Raw genomic sequence first — 20,059 nt, 5'->3', positions numbered from 1 at the left:
TGCGCCCCTACACATATCAGTTGAACGGTTGGATGATTTATATTTTTGCAATCCCCTAAGAGACCTCTCCCCGGCCCTCTCCTTTTAGGAGAGGGAGAATCAAGAGACCTCTCCTAAGGCCCTCTCCTTTTAGGAGAGGGAGAATAAGGAACTTTTTTTATAGCTGGGAGGCCCTTTCCGGCTCCCCCTTCCCTACGAGGGAAGGGGGTTGGGGGGTTAGGTCTCTTCGCCTACAAACTCAAAAAACCGGGGATAAGTTCATCCTGCAAGTCAGCGGTTTAGTCTTCCTCGACTAACTCATTATCATCATCATCGTCATCGTAGGTGTTGTCTTCCACAGACATCAGTGCAGCAATTTCTTCTTCATCAATGGCATACTCACTCTCTTTTTCTTCCCGGGCAATCAAGCGACCATTGGATTCTAGCCAATCAAGGATAGACGTTTCTTGTTGCAAAGGAATCACATCAGCAATTTTATAACGAGATTCTTCGCGTAGAGACGGGTTGTACATCTAAAACTCCTGAAAGTAAAGTCGCTCAAACTTAACGAGATCGGGCAAACTGTGGCGGGAGTGGGTGTCCGACGGGAGTGACCCCTTCCTATTCAGAAGTTTGGAGACTCCGGCGGTGTAGCCCTTGTCAACCCCTGTCAACAGCTTCTGGGAAGCAGAGACGACCGGCTGACCCGTAACAGTATCCCTTGATAATTTTATCGGAAATCGAGTCATTCCCCCGGTTTTGGACTGAGAAAGAATTAATATCCCCGGCATTCGCAACAAAATGGCCTCCATAATGGTAGAAGCTGCTGAATTGAACTTGAGGAAGTCTGAATGATTGGAAAAACAGAATTATTAGAGGCGATCGCCGGGAAAAATCGCGGAATACTCGCTACCCCCTCCCAAAAACAAGCCATTCTCGCAGCGGTTTCCCAACTGGAGGACCGCAACCCCACCCCCCGTCCCGTGGAAGCAACGGAGCTCTTAGGGGGAAATTGGCGACTGCTGTACACCACCAGCGACGAACTCCTCCGTCTCGATCGCTTTCCCTTGGCAACCCTAGGCCAAATCTATCAATGCGTGCGTCCCAATCAAGGCAAAATTTATAATATTGCCGAAATTTCTGGATTGCCCTACTTAGATGTTTTAGTCAGCGTTGCCGCTCGATTTGAAGTCGTTTCTGAACGACGAGTTGAGGTAAAATTTGAGCGGGCCGTTGCCGGATTACAGCGTTTCATTGGGTATCAATCCCCCAATGCTTTCATCGACCAAATCGAAACCGGCAAAAAATTTCTCGCCCTAGATTTCCAAATTCCCAGCGGAGAACAACAAGGGTGGTTAGATATCACCTATCTCGACCGCGACTTGCGGATTGGAAGAGGAAATAAAGATAGTATTTTTGTCTTAACCAAATCATGATGAATCCCCAGGCAACCCGAAAAGATTTTCCCGTCAATAGCCAAAATCGCCTCTCTCAAGGCCAACTGAATATGCTGCAAACTTGCCCGCGCAAGTTTCAATATACTTATCTCGAACATCTCTCTTCCCCCGTCACCCCCGACCAACGGGAAAAAATGGCTTGGGGAAGTCGGTTTCACCTGTTAATGCAGCAACGGGAACTCGGGTTACCCGTGGAAGTGTTGCTGCAAGCTGATGAACAGATGCAACGGTGTTATACGGGGTTACTGGAGGCTGCACCGGCCCTGTTTGAACCGGAACCTTTAGGAAAGCAACAATTTCGAGCAGCAGAACATCGGCGCATTATGAATTTTCAAGGGTATTTATTCACGGTTATTTATGATTTAATGATAGCCGATGACACCCGCGCTCAAATCCTGGATTGGAAAACCTATCCCTTGCCTAAAAAAGACCGCACCCTAGAAGAAAACTGGCAAACGCGCTTGTATCCGTTTGTGTTGGCAGAAACCAGCGATTATGCACCGGAAGACATTACCATGACCTATTGGTTTGTGCAATCTGCCGCAACCGGGGATGAGCGCCAGTCCAAGTGCGAATCTTGGACGTTACAGTACAATCGCTTGAAGCATCAAGAAACCGCCCAACATCTCACTCAGTTATTAAATCAATTAAACAGTTGGACGAAAGACTATGAGAGCAGAAAGCCATTTCCCCAAGTTGCTGTAACCGAGGGAATCTGTTACGCTTGTCCCTTTCTCACTCGCTGTCAGCGGGGAGGCGATTCTGGGTTCCGGGTGCATGAAGGCGATCGCCTCCCGGCTTTTTCTGACATTGAAGAAGTGGCACTCTAACTCATATCTCAGGCGATCGTCTCGCATCTTTCTTCTGAATATTGTCAGTTAGAACGTAAGGGGTAGGGTGGGCAATGCCCACCTCCTCATCAATCTATGGAAATCCCTTCCTAAAAACATTCCGATACTGAACCCCAATACCCACAAAAATTACCCCTAATAGAAACAATACCATCCATCCCATCAACAAGACCAAAAATTGCACCAAAGACGGAACAAACCCCCGCAATCGAGACCAAGTGGCGAAAATATTACCCTGCATTAAGGCTGAAATTCCATACAGCAACTGGACTTCTATCCCATCTGGTCCTAATTCAAGCGCTCGTTTAATCGCAGGGTCTCCTTGTCGCGGATGCCAACCATAGAGATTCACAAATCCTAAATAAGCATGAGCATAAGGATTTTCTGAATCCAATTGCACCACTCGTTCAAACGCCGCAATTGCCCCATCCACATCCTGCTGCAAAACCTGACTAAAGGCTAAATTGTAAACTAATTCTACATTGTTTGGCTCTTGTTTTAACCGATATTCTAGGGATTTTTCCGCTTGAATCAGATAATCTTGAATGGGGTCATATTGATTCACTCGTCCCATATCATCAAAAATAAACTCCAACGCCTGCGGTCCTTGGGGTAATGCCGCAGACAGCGATCGCAACTGAGTGATCCAATCCAGTTCCGGTGCCGGAGTTGCCGTTGCTGCGGGATTAATGGCGATCGCCACCCCAGGCACATCAATCGCCTGAGTTTCCCCAGTTTTGCGATTCAAATAAGTCGCCACCAAGGTATAAGTTCCCGGCATCACATCCGTTGGCGGTAACATCGCCATTCGTTCTATCACCTTCGCCTGTAACGGTGCCGTTACCGCTTGTAACTCACCTTTGCCAATCCCATGATCATGCAACCAAGACTCACGCAACGAGGGAGATGCTGCTGAATTCTGCAATTGCCAAGTTAAGATAACTACGCCATCCCGCAACGAGTCCCAATCTCCCGTCCATTCATAAGTAACCGGAACCGGCACCCCAGGAGGAGATTGCGCCGGAACCGTCACGCGATCGAGGGTAATCATTCCCTCTGTTGCAGATGCCTCCACTGCCTCAACCGTGACCATTGGCAGACGATGATGATACAAATTGAGGGTACTCTCATCGGGTAACGGCCAACTCGCCTGGAGCTCAAATTCACCCCCAGTTTCCACCAATTCTACGATCGCCCCTTGTGCCTCCGTCGGGACCGAACCCTGATTTCCCGTTTTTGTCAAAAACCAATCCAGCGATCGGGCATCTTGGACAACGTGCGATCGCCTGGTTCCCACCTGCCTACCATAGACTTGAAACTGTTGCAAATTGCCATAGTAATTCAAATTATGTTGATTAATCATCGGCGTCGAAGGTAACACCCCCAAAGTCGATCGCAAATAGGGAGTAGTTTCCATAATTTCTGCGATCGCCTCTTGATGCGGCCAATCCGGTCCCCGATAGGCATGATGAGAGGCCAAAATATCCGGATGCCACTCATGAACCGGCCACACATCCGCCAAAATGAACACCAGCGCCGCAGTACAAGTCCCCCAACGCACCCATTTTCCCCAATGGCGAGGAAACAGCATCAATCCATAAGCTAATACCAGAGAAACAACTGGCAGATAGGGTAAAACATACCGAAAATCTTTATTCTGAATTAAAGATAAGAACACATAAGACCCGATGCCAAAAATGGCTAACCATTTGAATGGAGAATTAAAATGGCTTTTCCAGACTAGATTTTCCAAATCTGCTGTCAACTCAGTGAAGTGGCGATCGCCGCGTAAACGCCACCCATAAAACACAAATCCGGTGAGGGACACCACCAGAAACGGCCAGGATACATGATGAGGAAGTTGTTCGGCATAAAATGTCCAAGCGGGAAGCGTATAAATGGCCGGGTCACCTTCGACGACTGCCGCCTGAATTGCCGCCCGTTGACTCCCCGTGAACACCAGCAACCAATTCGTGCTATACCAGGGATACATCACCAACCCGGTCAGGAATCCTGCCATCAGTAGTTGTAGGACTCTGACCCAACGCCGGTCTCTTATCGTACTCACAATGACCCAGGCAATCGGTGTGATGAGAAAGAATAAAGCCGTTTGTTTGATCATCAGGGATAACCCTACTGATAATCCTAAGATAATCGCCCAAAACCAAGATTGACAAGCAGGAGACTTTAGAAAACTGGAAATTGTATGGGGAGGGGAAATTTCCGAGGGTAAAGATGTTAATTTTAACGGTTCGGTGACCTTCCACCGGGAGAGGGAATAAAAAGAAAAAGTCACGACAGCAGTCAGAGGAAAATCTAGCAGAAAATCCAGACGGGCATGATATAAACCGGGAAACATCAGACATAATGCTGCCGCCCAGATGCCTATATTTCGGTTAAACAGCAATCGACCTAAACCATAGACGGAAGGGAGTAAAATTGCGCTAAAGAGGAGGTAAACCAGGGTGGCGCGATCGGCCTCGATCCCAAATAAATTGTGAAAAAATGCTGTCAGGATATAAGTGCCCGGTGGTATTTTAGAGGACAGTAACCATAAACTGCGCCACCAATCCCCGGAAAACCATTCGGGGGTTTGTAATGCCTGCCAGTAGTTTAAGGCCCCGGTTAAATAATCCGCCTGATCCCAAGAGGGAATTGAACGATCGAGGGCAAACCAGAGGCGATCGCAGAATGCCCCTAGTAACCATAAACCGGCGATCGGCAACCAACCGTGACGTTTTTGATAGTTCTTCACCCGCAAAAATCCTCCTGATTTTCCTCGAAAATTAGAAATCGCCACCCGGAACGCTGTAGATACACCAGGGTACTCCGAATTCCCTCCCATTCAGCAGCAATCCTCACCGGATTCTATGCTAGATTGCCACTTATATCATGGTGATCACCAATGGCAGTCCCAAAAAATCAATTTTTCCTTTCCCCGATTTCTGCTCAGTCTGCCAGAAATTTTATGGAGTCGCTTGAGTTATCGTTTCTTCATGGTTAAATCTTTTATGGTCAACTTGCGCCTAGTTTCGATTTTTCCCGCCACCGCCCTGGCGATCGCCATGAGTGCCGCCAGCGTAGGCGCTCAAAATATGTACAACCCCATTCAGTTGCCATCCAATAACGAAATTACAGATAATTTATCTGAACGAGATATTCCCACCGGACAAGGTGGATTTGCCCGGGATTATCTTGTCACCTTGCAAGCCGGAGATCAAATTGTCATCGATCTACTTTCCGATAGCTTTGACACCATCGTGACCCTACTCGGACCCAATGGCATGACGATAGCCGAGAATGACGATGGCCCGGATGGGACCACCAACTCTCTCCTCTTTGCCCGCATCACCGAAGGCGGAAATTATACCGTCCGAGTCCGAGCCTTTGGCGAAGGGGGTATCGGACAGTTTAACCTCAAAGTCACTCGCCTGCGCCCGATATAATAGAGTTTGGACGTAATATCAATCGTAGCAACATTTATTGCGTCCAAAAAAAAATTTTCAAAAAAGGCTTGCCAACCACCAAAATGTTTGCTATGTTAGTTAAGCATAAAAAAACAAGCCGGGATAGCTCAGTTGGTAGAGCAGAGGACTGAAAATCCTCGTGTCACGAGTTCAAGTCTCGTTCCTGGCATAACCTTAAAGCGCTGACTCTGTAAGGGTTCAGCGCTTTTTACTATTCAGGGAAATACCGCCACATAACGTCCCTCGAACAAATGCCTCAGACCGTTCCCAGAGGGACCCCTAATCACCCCCCGAGAACAACCTCACGCTAAAATTCAAGCCATCACGCAGGAAATGATGCCAGAACGATTAAGCTAGAGGATGAACCGGATATGAGTGACAACTACAGAATTTATCTCGATGCTTGTTGCCTGAATCGTCCCTTTGACGACCAAACCCAGACTCGCATTGCCTTAGAAACCCAAGCTATCCTCGCTATCTTGAGCAAATGCCAATCCGGACAATGGCAACTGATCACCAGTGCCGCCTTAGATGGAGAACTCTCTCAAACTCCTGATTTGGAAAAACTCAAGAATGTCACAGCAATCCTGAGACTTGCTAAAATTAAGGCGATCGCCAGCCAATCCATAGAAAACCGTTCAATAGAACTTGTCAAATTAGGCTTTTCAGACTACGATGCCACCCACATTGCCAGTGCCGAACGAACTCGGGCTGATATATTTTTATCCACCGATGACCGGCTGCTCAAGAAAGCCACAAGAAATATTCAGCTAATCCATGTACCCGTTGATAATCCCGTTCAATGGCTACTGAACGTTACCTAACCACCCTGAACACAACAATGACTAACACTCAGCAAGAGATTATCAAAAAAGGATATCAAGCCTTAATCGATTCATTAGGAGTCGTCGATACCATTCGGTTTATTCAATACTTTAGTCCGGGTCATGGTGACTATACCCAAGAGCGCCATCAATGGCTGGGTAAAATGTCATTAAACGATATTTTTTTAGCAATGAAGCAGGCCGAACAAAATGATAATAATCAATATGATGAAATCATCGGAGATGAGGAGTAAAGGATATTCAGAAAAAAGTTTATGAATTGAACACTGCCCTCTCTTCCTCCACAGGAATTGTGCTGATTTCCGTGCGGAAAGTTCCCGGATCTTACCACCAACCCTGCCTAAAGTAGGGAACGATAGTGAGAAAGTTCGCGGGTGGCTTCCTGTGCCATTTGACGCCGGAGAGACAAGGGTAAAATCACTTCCCCATTCGGTCGCCAGGACCGTAAGCGCATTCGGACATTAATATCCCCCTCGCGAATCCAGGCGCGATAATAGGCATCGGTCTCACTTCGGTTTGCTAAAACTTGCAAGGCAGCCTTGCGATCGCCTTCATCCTGGACCTGTCGCCTCACTAAATCCCCTAATGAGTCATACTCCACTGGCTCAAAAGTTCCATGACGCACCGTCCCCTCCACATAGCGACGGGCAAAATCCCGAGGAAAGCGCAACAACAGCAACTTACGCGGGAAATAAAAATTAAACCCCCAAGCAGCCTCCAACTCCCCTTCCACCTCCTCAGACGTGGGTAAATCCCCCTGCCGCCGCATCTCCCGCAACAGCTTTGGCACCTGGGGGTCACCCCAAGCTAACACCGTGAGTTGGTCTGAAGTGATTCGGTCCAAGCGATAATTGTGCCACCCCATCTCCCCTGACGGCGTTTCTCCCCAAGCGCTGAGATACTTAGCCCGACGCACATAATGTAAACACACCGGATAAGTTGTGAATGGGACAATCCCACCTTGGGCCAACTCATAGTCAAACTGTACCACTCCCGAAGAGGAAGTGCGCCACAGTTGTTCCAGTTGGTCTTGATAGGTGTCTACCTGTTCTTGCACCTCGGGAGACAGGATGTAATCCAGGTGGATGAAAATCCGCCGTTGTCCTCGGTTTTCAAGGGGTTCTGCTGGTTTTTCATCGGCGGCGACTTGTTCCCATAAGGATTGGATCAGCACTTCTAAATTGGGCTGAATGAAGGAAATATCTTCCAGTAAGGGTAACAATTCCCGGACTTGGGATAGGGGTAACAATGCGGCATCCGGTTGAGGGCCGATCGCCCGATGTAACCCAGGCAGACTGGGCAATTCTTGCAGAGAGATACATTGATATTTCCCTCGGGATACAGACTCCAACCAGCCGAGTTCCGCCAGTTGCTTCAAATCATCGCGAATCGAACGGTGCACCGTGGTAAACGGCGCTTGTTGCACCAGTTCCTCTAGTTCCTCTGTTGCCAACCCACTCAAGTGGATGACATCCGGCATCCAAGATTCTGGGGACTGTTGGGCGCTTAAGAGCAATTCGGTGACGCTTCGGTGACAAATACAGTTGCCATCGGTGCATTGGTATTCTAACTGTTCTGCGGTCAATAGGTCACTTTTGCCGTGAGTGGGAGCAAACAGGCGATCGCGTAGGTGGGGATAAGCAAACCGCTGGGGTAAGTCCATCGCCCAAGGGGACCTCTCTCCATACAGTTTGGTCAATAAGACCCACAACCGCAGCGATCGCAACAACCGATTCCCAAGCTGGCCCCCCGCCAACCACTGCAAAATATCCGGACTGGGTGGATAAGTAAAAATACTACTCATTTCTGGAAGACCCCTCTTCAATGCCTATGCTATAGTAACACAGAGTCCAAATTCAGGAAAACCCCATGAAAGAAACCGGCATCCACCTGGAAATCAGTCAGCAGAAAACTCCCAGCGGGTTGAGATATCAACAACTCACCATAGAATTGACCCGAGGCGATCGCGTGATTTACCCCGGAGAACTCAGCAATTTAGAATTACCGAAAGGCATCGATACGACCCAGGGAATCGTCATTAACGGACGTGCGCCTATCTGGCTTTATGGCTACTTAATCCACGAACTCCACCCCACCGCCTGGGTTGCCTGTAACGACCCCAGACTCGGTGCCGTCGTGGTTGCCACCCATTCTAAAACCATGAAAATCGGTCAAGTAATTCCTTTAGAAGAACGGGGGGATGGGTTACATCCAGCCTTACTAATTGTTGGACCACCGGACAGTGGCAAAAGTGTTTTATCTCATGCTTTGTTTCAATCTTTAATCGAAAGTGACCCTAATATCTATCTGCAACGGGCCAACTGGGATGGAGAAGGGAATTATGTTTTAGAACTGTCCCGGGATGCTGACCCAGAGATATTTAAAGCGGCGAATAAGGGGGGATTAACTCCGGAATTTTTTCCCTATCATGCTCAAGCAATTCTGGAACTGAGACGTAAGAAAAATTTAACAATTGTAGATGTCGGAGGTATGGTACAACCAGAGAAGCAGCCAATATTAGAAGCCTGTACACATTATTTGATTATTAGTTCCAAACCCGAGGAAGTGGAACCGTGGCACGAATTTTGTCGCGATCGGGGGAATTTAATTCCGGTTGCCGTTATTCACAGCCGTTTAGAACCATGCCAAACCATTCACCAAGAGCAACCTTATTTAGAAATCACCTCCGGACCCTGGTTACGGGGTGGGGCCACAGCAGTTCCCGAGGTTTTGATGGAACGGGTTAAGGCATTGCTGGGTTCTTCCCTATAGGTGTTAGAGAGTTTTCTCGATGATTTTTGTTGACTGATATTCCCTAATATAGAGTAGTTATGACCTTGCTTTCTCATGCACAAGCGTTATCCGTTGCCCAAGAAGCCGTTTTACTACTAGGACGCTGGGCCGGTGCTTCTCCGTCAATACCAACCGCAACTGCTGATTCTACGGCTGTTACCCAAGCAAAAGTTCTTTTAAAATGGCCCCAGGATAGTCGGTCCAACCTAGAAAAACAAGTTAAGCCTTTGCGCTTGCTGTTTGATGCTGTTAATTTATCCAACAGTCAAGAACAAAAAAACCACTACTGGCCGGTTTGCTACATAAAAGATATGGAAGATGACGAAAGTTATCCCCCTATTCCCTATCCGCAGCCTAATGCTGATGACTTAGACAAAATTAAACCGCCTATTCAACAGGCGATCGCCAGTTTAGAGCCAGACGAGTGGAACAATCTTTCGTTATTGATGCTGATTTTAGAAAAATTTGGCTCCTATATTAGTTTTGGAGAGCAAGATAATGTTTCGTTACTCGATTTGACCCGAACTACCGCAGCGGTGGCGGCGGCACTGGCGAATCAACCCGATGCTAAATGTTTAACGTTGATTGCTGGCGATTTATCGGGGATTCAAAAATTTATCTACACTATTTCTTCCGATGGAGCCTTAAAATCCCTCCGCGCTCGCAGTTTTTATCTGGAACTGGTGACGCAAGAGGTGGTAGAGCAACTGTTGTCAGCATTGGATCTGCCCAGGACTAATGTGATTTATGCTGGTGGGGGTAACTTGTATTTACTCGCGCCGGGGGATGAGGAGACAACCGTTAAAAACACGATTGCCCAAGTCCGCGATCGCTTTAATGAATGGTTGCGAAAAACATTTCAAGGCAAAATCTTTTTAGCCCTGGATTGCTTGCCCTTTTCCACCCAGGCAGTGGGAACACCAGACTTTGCCAAAGCATGGGAAAAGGCAACTAAAAAATTGGCGGGACAAAAGTCTAGGAAGTTTCAGAGTCAAATTGCTGAACTGGTTAAACCGAAACCTGCTTACGAACCCTGCCGCGTATGCCATCGCGATGATCTTCTGAGTCTGAAACCGTTGAACCGTCAGGAAGAAGATTCTTGTTTGGCCTGTTGGATGTGTCGGACCATGTTTGACCTGGGGGCCCAATTATTTAAAGTCAAGGCGATCGCCCGTTCCAAACGCTCCACAATTAAAGGAGCTACAGACCGATTGAACATTGGCGGAACCTATTACTACTTATTTTCAGAATGGAAAACGGCCAAAGCTATATCTGAGGAGGAATCCACATTATTTTTAGTCAACGATTGGACCCTTGAACCCTACCGCACGGGCAACGCGGTCCCCCTACTGCTGGGAAATTACGGACAGCGCTGTTCAGAATCCAGTAACGAGAATACTGGACTCGAATTTATGAATGCTCGGGAAATGGCCGCAGCAGCTAAGGGTATCAAAAGAGTGGCTTCTTTGCGGATGGATGTAGACAATTTAGGCAAGATATTTGCCAAAGGTTTAGGGCAGAATCAAACCTTACCCCGACTTGCTGGACTCTCCCGCCAAATGAGTTATTTCTTTAAGGTTTACTTGAATAGCTTGGCGATGAATCGCCGGGAGAATTTACCGAAAAATGCTAAAAACCTATCTGATGACTCTCGTCAAAATCTACTCTTTATCTATGCCGGGGGTGATGATTTATTTGTGAGCGGCACTTGGAATGAAGTCGTAGAATTTGCCTTTGATATTTACCAATCTTTCCGAGCCTATACCGGGTACAATAGGGATATTACTTTATCAGGAGGTATCAGCATTGATGGGGCTAAATTTCCCCTTTATCAAGCTGCGGAGGCTTCCGGTGAAGCCGAAAAGGCGGCTAAAAACAACGGTCGAGATAGCTTGGGTTTGTTTAAGCAAGTGTTTAAATGGGATGAATGGCTTGGCTGTACTTCCCCAGCGGTGGCCGACCCTAAAGTACGGGACTATCTTAAGTCGGCTGAACATCCGCCAATCATGGGCATTTTTCCCTTGATTGAACAACTGGAGAAACAGCAGATTGAAGCCAATTATGCTCGCAGTTTTGTTCGTAGCTTGCTGGCAACGGCTCAGATGCAAGAGCAAATGATTAAAGAGATTGAAACTAAGCGGAGGACACCAATCTATGAAAAGGAAATTCAGGATATCCGATACTACTTGCATTTACCACAAATGGCATATACCTTAGCGCGATTGCCTCAACGAGTCAGGGAAAAACCGGAGTTTGCCCCGGTGCGGAAGTCCCTCAACAATCCTTATAATGCGCCTTACTTTCGGGCGATCGCAACTTGGCTAGAACTGTTAAAACGATCTCAATCCAATGACTAACCCTGTAAGACACCCCAATCGTCAAAACCCACCTAACTCTCCGCAAACGCCACGGCAATCAATGGATATTACCCAAAATATTATCCAAACAATTGACGGATTAACAGGAGGGTTACAAACCTATGACATTCGCGCTCTGGTTAACCATGCTGAAAAATTTGGCCCGTATCTCAAGCAGCAGCGCTTGGAGACTAACCAAGTGCGGAAATTTTTAGATGCAATCAATCGACTCAAATCCGTACTGGCTCAGGAAAATAATTTTTCTAAAATCGATACAGAAGTGGTACTGCTTAAGCCCAAATTAGCGTATGCAGCAGCACGAAAACCAGCAGCGAAGCCCTTGAGTGAAGTGATGTCAAAAGCAATTGACAAAGTAAAGAGCAAAGAAGACTTTGAGCGTTTAGTTCAATTCATCGAATCGATTATTGCCTACCACAAAGCAGCAGGAGGAAACTAAAGATGTCAGCCGCAACCGAACAAAAGCCATTACTTGGTAAATTTCGACTCACTAGCACGCTCAAAGTTGAAACGGGACTCCATATCGGTGGGGGTGGAGAAAACCTTGATATTGGTGGATTGGATAAACCTGTGATTCGTGACCCTCTGACTCAATATCCATATCTACCCGGTTCTTCGATTAAAGGAAAATTGCGAGCTATCTTGGAACGATTGCTCAACAAACCACTTAATAGATTCGGTGGTAGCGGAGTTTATCGCTATGAAAGCGACGATTTAGAGGATGGCTATACGGAGATTGATGGACAGTTCATTTTCTATAGAGGTGCTCGGACTTGTCAAATTAGCCGCTTATTTGGTTCGACTGGCGGTTCTAACTGCTGGGTCAAAACTTCCATTGCAACAAGTCAGGGATTAGAGCGCAATGGTACGCGAACCATTGATGGGGAGGACTACAGTAAAATAAAAGGGCGGAATGCTCCTGCTCGTTTGATTGTCCGAGATTGCCATTTGTTACCCCAATCTGCTGAACTACTCAGTAAAGTAGATACGGGTCTGTTTATGACGGAGTGGAAGTTTGAAAATAGTATTGATCGCATTACGTCAGCAGCAAATCCTCGTCAATTTGAGCGAGTCCCTGCCGGGGCTGAATTCAAGTTTGAACTCGTCTATACGGTAGAGGATGGAACACAAGCGGCAGAAGATTTACAGAATCTGGCGATCGCCTTAGCCATTCTGGAAGATGATGCCCTTGGCGGACATGGTTCTCGTGGCTACGGCAAAATCAGTTTCCACAACTTTGATTTTTTCTATCGGAGTATGGAGCAATATCGACGCATTGCTGGGGGTGATGGCGGATCGCTGCAATCCTCGATTCAGCAAGCAAAAAATACTCCAGAACTCTTAGAAAACTTTGCGAGTTTAAATCAGCAAGTCCAAAACTTATTACCAGGAGATAATGGAGCATCGTGAGCATTTGGAAATTAGTTCGGCTCAAATTTGGTAACAGTCCGGTTCACTTTGGAGAGGTAGGAATTGGACTAGAGCAAAGCAGCGAGCGGATTCGTTCTGATGCCCTATTTAGCGCCTGGATCAGCACCTATGCTCGACTGTTTGGCAAAGCGGGGGTAGAGGAATTATTAGAACGGTTTTGTTCTGAGTCTCAACCGCCCGTGCGGATGAGTTCAACCTTTATCTACTCCCGCCCCGAGGGGGAAAACGCGATTTATTACCTCCCGCGTCCCCTCAAGTTTCCTATCAATTATCCGGATGAGGATTTGCAATTTTTCAAAGAGTACAAAAAACTGACTTACCTGCCGATTCCGGTATGGCATCGATGGTATCAAGGGGAGGGATTTACCACCAACGATGCACAGGAATTGATTGACAAAACGACAAAGGAAGGCACTGGAAACGGTGCATTGCATAAAGCTGAAACTTTTAACTATGGAGAGACCTTTAAAACAGAAAAACGTCCTAAAATTGCGGTCGATCGCGTTAACGCAGCAACCAATCTGTATCATACCGGCTTCGTGCAATTTAACTGGAATCAACCGAATAACGAAATCCGCAGTTTAGCCGGATTGTACTTTCTGCTTGAGTTTCCCGAGGAAGATAAATCCTTGGAAACCAATCTTCATGCGGCCCTTGCTCTCCTTGGTGAGGAAGGAGTGGGCGGAAGGCGCTCAAGCGGTGCAGGACGATTTGAAATTGAGTGGGAGTCTTCCTTACCCAAAGATTGGCAAAAAATCCTTAAATCCCCAAAGAATATGACTCATCACTGTGCAATTAGTTTATTTTGGGATGATCCATCCGTCATGAATGAGCTGATAACAGAAGACTGTAGTTATGAAATTCAAGAGCGCAGGGGGTGGATTGCCGGTTCTCCATCTGGCCTCAATTTGCGCCGCAAATCGGTGCAAATGTTTCTGGAAGGGTCGGTATTTCCTAGTCCTCCCTTGGGTAAACTGGCGGATGTGACACCGGAGGGGTTTAAGGAACACAAAATTTATCGCAATGGCATAGCGTTGAGTATTCCCATTAAAGTTAAACCGGAGAAAATATCCAGTGATTGTCTCTAATCCTAAAACTACCCTCACGAAACCAGAGGTTTACGAGTCGAAGCGAATTCGTCTCACCAGTCAGATATTACATATTGGGTCGGAAGTTCAACGGTTAAATCCGTTTGAATATGTGCAAACCTCCAATCGCGTCTATCTTCCCCATTCGGACTCCCTGGCGAAAGCGCTCAAGCAGCAGGGGTATTTAGACGATTACATTAAAGCCATTAAAGCTCGCCAAAGCATTGTCGGATTACTGGAAAATGCGTTTGGGGAAGAAAACTGGCAAAATGCCAAAGACCCGAATAATCAGCCCATTTTTCCGAAACTATTTAGCAGTCGGAAATGGCCGGAGGGACAGGTAACGGATCTGCGCCCGATGATTAGAAATGGCATGGGACAGTTCTATCTTCCCGGTTCTTCGATTAAAGGAGCGATCCGAACAGCGATCGCCTACCATCTTCTCAAACACGCAGACAAGTATCAAGTTCCTCAACAGCATCGCGTCAGCGCGATCGAGGAAAAACTCCGGGAAACCATTGGAGGCGGAGGTCTTTCAAAATTTAAGCAGAAATGGTTGGATGATGACTTGTTTGAAAGAAATTTATTTTCTAACTTTGATTTATCCTATCAAGGACAACTCATCCGGGCAAAACTTGGGCCAAATACCGATTTTATGCGGGCAATTCAAGTCACCGATTCTCAGCCCTTAGTGGAACATACAGTCCCTAATAAACAAGGAAAAGAACTTCCTTACAACATTCCCGTTGTTGCTGAGGTGATGGTGTCCAGTCACTATCCAAACTGGCAAGCTAAATATCGAGCGTCAATTTATGCCGAGATGGTCGTCAAAGTGCGGACAGAGTTTACGCTATCTTTAGATCCAAAAATGCTGTCTTGGTTTTCGCACCAAAGAGGCATGAAACTGCCCTTTCAAAATCTGGAAGACATTTTGAATATTTGTCAGGAGTTTGCCCAGGATCAATGGAAATTTGAACATAATTACTGGGAGAATATTAAAAACAACGCAAAGGATAATGGTCGCAATTTAGACTTTAGTGGAATTCGGGACATTTACGAAGCTGAAAAATGTCCCCATAGTCTGAGACTAGGTTGGGGCAGCGGAATGGGGGGGACTACGGTTAATTTACTCTTTACCGATGACTTAGTAGCCAATATCCGGGATGCTTGTGGCATTCGAGCGCCTGGATTTAAAGCCCCGAAATCCAGACGGACAGTCGTTAGTCACCAAGGAGAAATCAAATATGTTCCGGGATGGGTGAAGTTTATGGAGTTGAAGAACTAATGCTAATCCGTTCAACTTGGACTCTATCTGTCGCCAGTTCCACTGTTTTACCCCATTCTTATCATTTGGAACTGGGGAAAAAACTACATCGGCACATGGGGTTAGAAATGGAGGGAAATAAAACCCCGGATATTGCTTTTTCTTCCCTCCAGGGTTATTACAGCAGTTCCAAAGAATTTTGTACCTTTCACCCGGAGGAGTTGTACAGATTATCCCTGTGTGGATTGACCGAATCGGCTTCTAAAGCGATCGCCAATCTGGACTTATCGGATACCCTGGAATTTCTGGGCGCTGAATTCAACCTCAGCGATCGCGAAGATGAAATCACCAGCTACGAACAACTTTACACTACATTAGTCGCTAACGAACCCGAACCCGTTCGACACTTTAACCTGCAATTTACTACCCCGACTGCTTTTTCCCAACAACAGGTTTATTTACCATTACCCGTTCCTGCTTTGATGTTCCAAAGTTGGTTGATGCGGTGGAACGAATTTGGGCCGGTTTACCTGGGGAGTGATGAACTGATTACTTATTTAAGTCAGGCGATCGCCCTTTCCAGACATAAACTTTCCACCCGTGCGTTTCAAGTTCATCGTAGTTTTATCAGCGGGTTTGTGGGCGATGTCACTCTAAAAACTCGCACCCGCGCCGATCCATTACTGGCAAATGTCGCTCACTTGCTGATTCGCTATGCCGAATTTGCCGGAACAGGCATCAAAACCCGCTTAGGCATGGGACAAACTTACATAAACTTAACTCATCCTCAGACTACGAACAATGATTAATAACCTCATTTCTACCATCGGTACGAGCCTATTAAAACCCAACTTAAAAGGACTCCCTTCATCGGAAGGTTATGAAAGTTGGTTAGAAAGACAACCCCCAGGCGATCGCCCCTATCTTTCTTTGGAACTAACTCAAAACCTCAAACAGGCTTTAGAACATCAGGAATGGAAGCAGGTAGCGGAATTATTAGCGACTATTCCAGCAACAGTCCGTTTGTGTGGAGCGGAAATTAATTCCATTGCCGACTTAATTTTTAGGCAATATTGCGCGGAAAAATCTTTATTGGTATTCTGTCATTCCGCTACTGATGAAGGACGCCAGATTGCCGAAGTTTTAGATTTTTACTATAAGGCTAAGGGATATTTGACACAAAAACAGGAAATCGAACACCTCCAAGACAAAGACCCCAAACTGTTTCGGACAAAAGGACTGCGTAATTTGGCAAAAGAAATGGGAAAAATTGTGCAAGAACGACAGGCTCGGTTTTGTGCAATTAATGCCACAGGTGGCTACAAAGCACAAATTGCTATAGCAGTGCTGATGGGACAAGCCCTAGGAATTCCTGTTTATTATAAGCACGAGCTATTTAGCGAAATTATTGCGTTCCCGCCGATGCCAATTTCTTTAGATTTTCCCCTGTGGTTAGAAAAAAGTGGTTTGTTGACTGCTTTGGATCGGGGTGAAATTATCACATCCCTAGAAGTTGAAGAAGATTGGGATGAGCGCCTCGAACCCTTGGTTGAGCGAATTGAAATGGATAAGAAGGAGTATTTAGAACTCTCCGCAACAGGGCAAATTTTTCATGAAACATTCAAAGGGCGATTTGAGTCGGATTTGGACCGGATATTACCACCGCCAGTCCCTGCTACGGAGAAAATTAGACCTCGCTTACCTCGCCATAGCTGGGGTAATGCAGAAAACCCAATTCTTAATTTTCTTCAGAAAGTTATTGATAACTCTCCTTACGTTCGCGCTTGTCGCACTGACTATTGGAATCCGGATTTGCCGTCGCCCGTTTTATTTCGGATGAAAGGAGAGGAAATCGAAGGGAGTTTTAGTAAGGGAACTTGGACTGTAAAATTTATTATTGAAACATCAGCCACAACAAGGGGACAGTCTTTAGCTTGTGTTGCAGATTTGAATCGTTCTCTTCAGAATTTCACCTGAAGACTCCTTAAACTTGATGCCATTTAGTTCAGTAATTTGGAGAATGACCATGAAAGCCATTTCATTTTTAGGCTATAATCCCCGAGGATATACAGAAACCACTTATCTGAACCCTACGGGAGAATTGAAATACCAGACTCAATTTTTTCAAGAGGCATTAGTTGAGTTTTATCATCCAGAAGTGCTGTATGTATTGCTGACCAAAACAGCAGAAACAGGAATTCCCCAAGGAGAAACCGTCTCCAGTTGGGAAACCCTTCAAAAACGATTAGAGGGTCGGGTAAATTTGCAGCCGATTTTTAATGTACCCGAAGGACATACCCAAGCCGATATCTGGAACTTGTTTAATCTATTAACAGGCTGTTTACAACAAAAAGATTCTGTCTTGTTTGATATCACTCATGGGTTTCGCTCTTTACCCGTCCTCTCCTTAATCGCTGTTAGTTTCTTGCGAGTGGTTCGGCAAGTCAAAATTGAAGGCTTAATCTACGGGGCCTTTGATGCCAAAAATAAAGAAACCAATGAAACTCCCACCTTTGATTTACTGCCGATGGTTAGTTTGCTAGATTGGACAACCGCAACGGACCAATTTTTGAAAACGGGTAATGGGCAGGAATTAGCCAGTTTGCTAGGCCAGAGTGACGAGGAAGCTAATCAAAATTTAGCCCAAAGTATTAATGCCATTTCTGGAGGATTGCAACTGTTACGTCCGATGGATGTGATGGTTGAATCCGCAGCGTTATCGATTAATATTGAGAAGGCTGCTCCCAGTATTGCTCAGTCAGTCCCGCCATTTGTTACCTTGCTGAAGCGGATAGAACAAGATTATGGGAGTTTTGCTTTAGCCAATCCCACGGATTATACCACCCAGGCTAAAAAGAGTTTATTGCAAGAGCTGAAAATCATAAACTGGTATGCAGAGAAAGGGCAATTTGTCCAAGCTCTCTGTTTAGCGCGAGAATGGTTGCCTTCTTTGCTCTGCTATCATTTTAATCTTGACCCTTTGGTTAACTACCCCAATCGAGAGGAAATGGAACTCTTATTAGCGGGTGGGAAAATAAAAGACAAAGAGTCTCAGTATTTAGAGGAATGGAATAAAATTGCCAAACCCCAGCGCAAACAGTTAACTAACCTCTGGGGAGGAAGTTTTAATTTTGCTAATTTACGAAATGACGTTCTGCACGCAGGCTTCCGAAAAAATCCTAGAGATGCAAAACAAATTGAGCAAGAGGCAAAGCAAATCATCGCAGAACTTCAAGCTATTAAAAATACTTGGAAGTTAGGAGAGTAAAATTCTAGCTTTTTCCTTAACCCGGTGCGTTAGCAAACATTACGAGCAACCCGATCGCCTGTTAATCTGTTAATGCTGATGCACCCTACCCCCTCCTTAACTTCTGAGCGCTCAACCCATCAGTTAGATCCATGTCCCTGGTAACATCGAGTAAGCTCCCCAGGGACAACCCTGGAATTCTGGACAATTTTATTCCTTACTGCCCGGGAAACTCTCTGCTAGGATAATGATAATGACTATTCCTCCTTTGGAAACCGGAGAATCCAAACCGTCCCCTGCGGTTGCTTCAGCATGGGAACTGGTCCAAACTCTCTCTAAAATCAAGGGAGTGAAGAGAGTCAGAGCGATCGCCCCTAGACCCACGGATTTGCACTGGCTTCAATTTGACTTGGCATTACAACCGGACAGTGAATTATCCGATGAATCCTGGGAAAAAATCCAAGATTTAATCATTGATGCTGAATGGAGTCTTCGGGATAGTACCCAGGAAAAATGGTACTTTCACTCAGAAGTAATCGAAAATTATCCGACCCTTCGAGAAGGGGCTAAAGTCATTGCTGATTCTGATTAAAAATCCTTTAATTCCTTGCTCAAAAGTAAATAATCTGGTACAAAAAACTGGTTTTAGTGCCTTTTAAATAATACTGTATCGATTTCCTAGTAGAAACCTGGGGAAACTATTTAGATAGGGTTGAGGAGATTGCGATCGCAGAATTTGGGATGTTGAACAATGATTTATTTATTAGGCACAAATACTGGGATTCAATATTTAACGGTACCCAGTTAAACTGTAACCGATAAATTGAAAGCTACTCCTGGTTAAATTATTGGTTTAAAGGCGTCAGCAAACATCTGCTGACGCCTTTAAATCATTAACTCTCGGTTCTTTCGTTCAACCAGGCGACGAGATCCGCTTCACTGGTAAAATCCAATAGGGCCTCGCTCAACTCCTCTAACTGGAGAATCGATAACTGTCGGACTGCCAAATCTAACTCGGGAGAAATGCCTCCGCAACGGCGATTGAGTAAACGTTGAACCAGGGAAAGAGCCTCTTGCCGTATCCCCTGTTCGATTCCTTGTTCGAGTCCCTGTTTGATTCCCTGTTCGATTCCTTGTTCCATCCAACTGGTGACAATTTCCATGACTCCCTCCTGTTCTTGGGGTAAAATGGTACTCAATTGTGCTTGAAATAGGGCTTGTTCTTCTGGATTTAAGCGTAGGTAAACATCGATAAATCCGGA

At 45.9% G+C, this 20,059-nt stretch carries 19 protein-coding genes and 1 tRNA gene; 16 read left to right on the top strand and 4 right to left on the bottom strand.

Annotated features, from left to right (window positions below):
- Positions 1-278: 278 nt before the first annotated feature.
- Positions 279-512, bottom strand: a complete 234-nt coding sequence (locus tag NG833_RS12320; protein WP_015146842.1) for a DUF3134 domain-containing protein — start codon at positions 510-512, stop codon at positions 279-281.
- A gap of 318 nt (positions 513-830) precedes the next feature.
- On the opposite strand from NG833_RS12320, the gene NG833_RS12315 reads away from it, so the two are divergent.
- Positions 831-1,415: a PAP/fibrillin family protein gene (locus tag NG833_RS12315; protein ID WP_254565584.1), complete on the top strand. Its 585-nt coding sequence runs from the start codon at positions 831-833 to the stop codon at positions 1,413-1,415.
- A complete protein-coding gene (locus NG833_RS12310) occupies positions 1,412-2,266 on the top strand; it encodes a PD-(D/E)XK nuclease family protein (protein ID WP_254565583.1) in 855 nt (284 codons plus the stop codon). Before NG833_RS12315 ends, NG833_RS12310 begins: the two co-directional genes overlap by 4 nt.
- Positions 2,267-2,360: 94 nt before the next feature.
- Here the strand turns inward: NG833_RS12310 and NG833_RS12305 are convergent, their stop codons facing one another.
- Positions 2,361-5,042: a glycosyltransferase family 39 protein gene (locus NG833_RS12305; RefSeq protein ID WP_254565582.1), complete on the bottom strand. Its 2,682-nt coding sequence runs from the start codon at positions 5,040-5,042 to the stop codon at positions 2,361-2,363.
- A 115-nt stretch (positions 5,043-5,157) separates the two neighbouring features.
- Here NG833_RS12305 and NG833_RS12300 point away from each other — a divergent pair, with 115 nt between their 5' ends.
- From NG833_RS12300 to NG833_RS12285, 4 genes are all read left to right on the top strand, one after another.
- Entirely contained in the window at positions 5,158-5,733 is a 576-nt protein-coding gene (locus NG833_RS12300; RefSeq protein WP_375293906.1) for a PPC domain-containing protein, read from the top strand.
- A gap of 117 nt (positions 5,734-5,850) precedes the next feature.
- A tRNA-Phe gene (locus NG833_RS12295) sits at positions 5,851-5,923 on the top strand.
- 202 nt (positions 5,924-6,125) lie between these two features.
- A complete protein-coding gene (locus NG833_RS12290) occupies positions 6,126-6,578 on the top strand; it encodes a PIN domain-containing protein (protein ID WP_254565581.1) in 453 nt (150 codons plus the stop codon).
- Positions 6,579-6,595: 17 nt separating this feature from the next.
- Positions 6,596-6,832: a hypothetical protein gene (locus NG833_RS12285; RefSeq protein WP_254565580.1), complete on the top strand. Its 237-nt coding sequence runs from the start codon at positions 6,596-6,598 to the stop codon at positions 6,830-6,832.
- Positions 6,833-6,939: 107 nt separating this feature from the next.
- Here NG833_RS12285 and NG833_RS12280 read toward each other — a convergent pair whose 3' ends face one another.
- Positions 6,940-8,403 (bottom strand): TIGR03985 family CRISPR-associated protein, encoded by a 1,464-nt coding sequence (locus tag NG833_RS12280; protein WP_254565579.1) that lies wholly within the window; start codon positions 8,401-8,403, stop codon positions 6,940-6,942.
- A 65-nt stretch (positions 8,404-8,468) separates the two neighbouring features.
- On the opposite strand from NG833_RS12280, the gene crn3 reads away from it, so the two are divergent.
- The 10 genes from crn3 (at position 8,469) to NG833_RS12230 (ending at position 19,389) form a co-directional block, all read left to right on the top strand.
- A complete protein-coding gene (gene crn3 / locus NG833_RS12275; protein ID WP_254565578.1) occupies positions 8,469-9,371 on the top strand; it encodes a CRISPR-associated ring nuclease Crn3/Csx3 in 903 nt (300 codons plus the stop codon).
- A gap of 59 nt (positions 9,372-9,430) precedes the next feature.
- The gene (cas10, locus tag NG833_RS12270) at positions 9,431-11,749 is read left to right on the top strand and encodes a type III-A CRISPR-associated protein Cas10/Csm1 (RefSeq protein ID WP_254565577.1); all 2,319 of its coding nucleotides are present in this window, start codon (positions 9,431-9,433) and stop codon (positions 11,747-11,749) included.
- Positions 11,742-12,206 (top strand): type III-A CRISPR-associated protein Csm2, encoded by a 465-nt coding sequence (gene csm2, locus NG833_RS12265; protein ID WP_254565576.1) that lies wholly within the window; start codon positions 11,742-11,744, stop codon positions 12,204-12,206. The genes cas10 and csm2 overlap by 8 nt, the downstream gene beginning before the upstream one ends.
- 2 nt (positions 12,207-12,208) lie before the next feature.
- Positions 12,209-13,177, top strand: a complete 969-nt coding sequence (csm3, locus tag NG833_RS12260) for a type III-A CRISPR-associated RAMP protein Csm3 (protein WP_254565575.1) — start codon at positions 12,209-12,211, stop codon at positions 13,175-13,177.
- Positions 13,174-14,286, top strand: coding sequence for a type III-A CRISPR-associated RAMP protein Csm4 (gene csm4 / locus NG833_RS12255; protein WP_254565574.1), 1,113 nt, complete (start codon positions 13,174-13,176; stop codon positions 14,284-14,286). Before csm3 ends, csm4 begins: the two co-directional genes overlap by 4 nt.
- Positions 14,273-15,571 (top strand): type III-A CRISPR-associated RAMP protein Csm5, encoded by a 1,299-nt coding sequence (csm5, locus tag NG833_RS12250; protein WP_254565573.1) that lies wholly within the window; start codon positions 14,273-14,275, stop codon positions 15,569-15,571. The genes csm4 and csm5 overlap by 14 nt, the downstream gene beginning before the upstream one ends.
- Positions 15,571-16,359, top strand: coding sequence for a CRISPR system precrRNA processing endoribonuclease RAMP protein Cas6 (gene cas6, locus NG833_RS12245; RefSeq protein ID WP_254565572.1), 789 nt, complete (start codon positions 15,571-15,573; stop codon positions 16,357-16,359). The genes csm5 and cas6 overlap by 1 nt, the downstream gene beginning before the upstream one ends.
- Positions 16,352-17,527, top strand: a complete 1,176-nt coding sequence (locus NG833_RS12240; protein WP_254565571.1) for a putative CRISPR-associated protein — start codon at positions 16,352-16,354, stop codon at positions 17,525-17,527. The genes cas6 and NG833_RS12240 overlap by 8 nt, the downstream gene beginning before the upstream one ends.
- A 49-nt stretch (positions 17,528-17,576) precedes the next feature.
- Complete coding sequence (csx2, locus tag NG833_RS12235; protein WP_254565570.1) at positions 17,577-18,818, top strand: TIGR02221 family CRISPR-associated protein; 1,242 nt, start codon at positions 17,577-17,579, stop codon at positions 18,816-18,818.
- A gap of 232 nt (positions 18,819-19,050) precedes the next feature.
- Positions 19,051-19,389, top strand: coding sequence for a hypothetical protein (locus NG833_RS12230; RefSeq protein WP_254565569.1), 339 nt, complete (start codon positions 19,051-19,053; stop codon positions 19,387-19,389).
- A 301-nt stretch (positions 19,390-19,690) separates the two neighbouring features.
- On the opposite strand, the gene NG833_RS12225 is transcribed toward NG833_RS12230, so the two are convergent.
- The coding region (locus NG833_RS12225) for a DUF4351 domain-containing protein (protein ID WP_254565568.1) at positions 19,691-20,059 on the bottom strand (369 nt) is incomplete at its 5' end.

Origin of the sequence: Oscillatoria sp. HE19RPO (assembly GCF_024220515.1) — a bacterium.
GTDB lineage: Bacteria > Cyanobacteriota > Cyanobacteriia > Cyanobacteriales > Laspinemataceae > Laspinema.
The sequence above is the reverse complement of the archived record's forward strand: the minus strand, read 5'-3'. Positions and strand labels throughout refer to the sequence as shown.

Bases quoted from the DNA above. Each gene is read 5' to 3' on its own strand.
- NG833_RS12320 (WP_015146842.1), bottom strand. From the start codon at position 512: ATGTACAACCCGTCTCTACGCGAAGAATCTCGTTATAAAATTGCTGAT.
- NG833_RS12315 (WP_254565584.1), top strand. From the start codon at position 831: ATGATTGGAAAAACAGAATTATTAGAGGCGATCGCCGGGAAAAATCGC.
- NG833_RS12310 (WP_254565583.1), top strand. From the start codon at position 1,412: ATGATGAATCCCCAGGCAACCCGAAAAGATTTTCCCGTCAATAGCCAA.
- NG833_RS12300 (WP_375293906.1), top strand. From the start codon at position 5,158: ATGCTAGATTGCCACTTATATCATGGTGATCACCAATGGCAGTCCCAA.
- NG833_RS12290 (WP_254565581.1), top strand. From the start codon at position 6,126: ATGAGTGACAACTACAGAATTTATCTCGATGCTTGTTGCCTGAATCGT.
- NG833_RS12285 (WP_254565580.1), top strand. From the start codon at position 6,596: ATGACTAACACTCAGCAAGAGATTATCAAAAAAGGATATCAAGCCTTA.
- NG833_RS12280 (WP_254565579.1), bottom strand. From the start codon at position 8,403: ATGAGTAGTATTTTTACTTATCCACCCAGTCCGGATATTTTGCAGTGG.
- crn3 (WP_254565578.1), top strand. From the start codon at position 8,469: ATGAAAGAAACCGGCATCCACCTGGAAATCAGTCAGCAGAAAACTCCC.
- cas10 (WP_254565577.1), top strand. From the start codon at position 9,431: ATGACCTTGCTTTCTCATGCACAAGCGTTATCCGTTGCCCAAGAAGCC.
- csm2 (WP_254565576.1), top strand. From the start codon at position 11,742: ATGACTAACCCTGTAAGACACCCCAATCGTCAAAACCCACCTAACTCT.
- csm3 (WP_254565575.1), top strand. From the start codon at position 12,209: ATGTCAGCCGCAACCGAACAAAAGCCATTACTTGGTAAATTTCGACTC.
- cas6 (WP_254565572.1), top strand. From the start codon at position 15,571: ATGCTAATCCGTTCAACTTGGACTCTATCTGTCGCCAGTTCCACTGTT.
- NG833_RS12240 (WP_254565571.1), top strand. From the start codon at position 16,352: ATGATTAATAACCTCATTTCTACCATCGGTACGAGCCTATTAAAACCC.
- csx2 (WP_254565570.1), top strand. From the start codon at position 17,577: ATGAAAGCCATTTCATTTTTAGGCTATAATCCCCGAGGATATACAGAA.
- NG833_RS12230 (WP_254565569.1), top strand. From the start codon at position 19,051: ATGACTATTCCTCCTTTGGAAACCGGAGAATCCAAACCGTCCCCTGCG.